At 54.6% G+C, this 2,755-nt stretch carries 2 protein-coding genes and 1 pseudogene; all 3 read right to left on the bottom strand.

Annotated features, from left to right (window positions below; genetic code table 11):
- Nucleotides 1–421: 421 nt before the first annotated feature.
- A complete protein-coding gene (locus EN851_RS34040) occupies nucleotides 422–1,186 on the bottom strand; it encodes a hypothetical protein (protein WP_135931036.1) in 765 nt (254 codons plus the stop codon).
- Nucleotides 1,187–1,325: 139 nt separating this feature from the next.
- Nucleotides 1,326–2,168, bottom strand: a complete 843-nt coding sequence (locus EN851_RS34045) for a transporter substrate-binding domain-containing protein (protein ID WP_135931037.1) — start codon at nucleotides 2,166–2,168, stop codon at nucleotides 1,326–1,328.
- Nucleotides 2,169–2,517: 349 nt separating this feature from the next.
- Nucleotides 2,518–2,755, bottom strand: a pseudogene (locus tag EN851_RS36825) (hypothetical protein); the annotation flags it as partial.

Consider the following 2,755-nt stretch of genomic DNA (forward strand, 5'->3'; position numbering starts at 1 on the left):
ACTTCTTCAGGTCCTGCCTCTGCAATAACCGCTACCGTCTCTCCGTTTGAAGGGTCATCAACCTCGATCCGTTTGCCGGACGAACAATCTCTCCACTCCCCATCGATGAAATTCTTGATCACTTCTGCGCTCGACATCAAAGTCCTCCAGTTTACCCATTATCCGATCCGAGCCGGTCAAAAGAAGCGCAGGCTTTCGCTGAGTCATTAGGGAGGCTCCTTCGCATTTGCGCGTTTCGGGCCTGCAGAGCATTAGGGCGGCTTGCAGAGGCTCGGGCCTAATTGATATTGGCCGTTTGTGAGCCGGACTCAGCTATTCTGGAGCCGAACCTCGAACGGCAAGTTGGCCGCGGTTCCACTGCCCGGGGTGGTTCAAAAGGGCGGGTTTGGCAATTTGAGAACTTATCTAGCACCCTTGAAGATTACAGCATCAGGAGCTGGCCATGGCTGGCTATTGGCTTCCCATATTGCGCGAGCCTCAATGCGTCCCACAGCATAGCCTGGTTTGCAGTTATCACTGGCTTGCCGAGGCGCGCCTCCAGGCGGTCGATTATGCTTGAAGTCCGAAGGAGGGTGCATGGGATGAAAAGAGCTTCAGCCTCAGAAGAATCGAACGAGCAAGAGGCCTCGAAGATACTTTCCGGGGAAAGTCCGGCGATGTCGGAATCGTTTTTGCAGTGGAATGAAGCAGACGCGCAGACCGAAATACCCGACCTGCTGAGGGCCTCGGTGACGACAGCGCCTACCTGATCGATATAAGGTGTGAGCATGGCGATGCGTTTCACCCCGAGCCTGTCGAAGGCGCGCAAAGCTCCTGTCATCGGTGAGGTTAAGGAGGCCCCGGGTCGGGTTGTCTGTAGCTCCTCTTCCAGCCTTTTCTGCGAGATGATGGCTGATCCCGATGTGCAGGCGTAGGCAAATACTTTGACGACACCTGGCGGGTCGAATAGCTCGCCAACCTTAGCGATCTCATCAACATGGCGGTAGAGGTTTTCGACCGTACTGGGCTCGTGGTGCTTCATCCTGGCGGCACAGAAACTGATGCCGTCATCATGCATCATTCTGCGCAATTCAAGCTCTGTGAGGACGTCGTTGGACGGGGTTATCAATCCGATGACGGTCTCAGTTGCCACAGCAGGATATGATGGCTCAACGTGAGTGGTGTAGAACGCAGTCTCACTAGGCATCTCAAAGTTCTCCGTGCGTACGATCCGTTTCCGGATTCAACTCGTACTTTCCGATATGTCATCCCTGGTTTTTCGCAGAGCGGCTGCTGATGAAATTGGCTGTGCTAGAGGCAGTCGCCCACCTCTAGCACACAAGTTTTCAGCGATGAGCGCAGACCCATTCTGTTGTTGTATCGCCTGGCAACGCCTTCTCGTCGTAACCATCTTCTGCCGCAGCCTTCATCATCTCAGGCGTTCCGAGATAGCGCTTCAGTTCGGTATTGAATTTTGCCACGAAATCTTTGTCTGAATTCCTAAATCCGATACCTATCCAAGCGGACGATTCCTCCGGCATCAAGGCGGGATTGGTGGCCTCCACCTTCCCTCCAGATTTTTTGGCGATATCCTGGACGACTGTATAAGACGTCACTCCAGCGGCTGCTCGACCAGCGATCACTGCCGCAAGAATTTCGGTACCTCCTGGAACCTCCATAATCTGCGATGCGGGCACGCCCAGCTTCTTAGCGATCTCGATGCCAGCGTAGCCTGCCCCAGTCACCATGGTCGCACTCTTCGTCACCAAATCCTTGTATGTAGTGATTTGTTCCGGATTTCCGGATTTCACCATGAAGACATCTGTTTCTTTGGAAACAGGCTCCGAGAATGTTATGTTGTCGCACCTCTTTTTATTGATATACATGCCACCTGTAATTAAATCCAACCGGCCGGCTTGCAGCCCCGGGATCAACCCACCCCAATCGGTCACCACAGGCTCGATATTGGTGTAACCCATTGAACGAAGAACCCCTTCGGCAATGGCGTTTACGTACCCCAGAGGCTTGTTGCCCTCACCAGGATATGCCTGTGGCGACTCGGAAGCAAAGCCGAGACGAATTGTCTTGCCGCTTGCCGCGCGATCAGCAAGATCACCTGTGTAAGCGGGCGCCGTCAGACCAACGACGACGAGCCCAATGCTCAGAAAAATCTTGATTATACGTTCCATTTTGTTCCCTTTTCTTGTTCTGTTGAACGCGCGCCTCTCGGCGGCGATGGGCGTTCTTCCTTGCACTTCGAGCAAGAAACGCTTGCATCAGGTATGATAGGCCATTTTAAGTGCTCCTTTCTGCGAAGAACGCAGCTCTTGAGCGTTGCAGCTGCAAAACTTTCCGCCCAGGCGCAGAGATCCTGCGTGCACGAGCACCATTGAAACGGATGACTTAATACGGCTGAGCAGATCGGTGGAATGGTGCGGAGGGCACGGGGAGCATCTTCGCAACGCGAGAGACCTGAGCCTCAGCCGGCATTTTCGTGTCTCCGATGCCTTCAGCCGCGCCGGAAGACAATCCTGGATCTTAATCCTGAAGGCGGTCGTCGAGGGGAGCGAGCGCGAGCAGCAGGCCGCCGACCAGAGCAATTGAATACCCGATCCCGGCCGCAATCAACGTGTTGAGGGTAGCCCACAGCAACTGTGGCAGGATCTCCCACGTAAAGTCCCAGCGCCAGTTGAATGTCATGCCCTTCCAAGCCTCCGGGCAACCAAGCGTTCCGCCCAGCGCATCATCGGGGTTATGAGGAACCTGGCAAGGATGT

This window comes from Mesorhizobium sp. M8A.F.Ca.ET.208.01.1.1 (assembly GCF_004791315.1).
Lineage (GTDB): Bacteria > Pseudomonadota > Alphaproteobacteria > Rhizobiales > Rhizobiaceae > Mesorhizobium.

Excerpts from the sequence above, each read along its gene's own strand:
- EN851_RS34040 (WP_135931036.1), bottom strand. The coding sequence starts at position 1,186 with ATGCCTAGTGAGACTGCGTTCTACACCACTCACGTTGAGCCATCATAT.
- EN851_RS34045 (WP_135931037.1), bottom strand. The coding sequence starts at position 2,168 with ATGGAACGTATAATCAAGATTTTTCTGAGCATTGGGCTCGTCGTCGTT.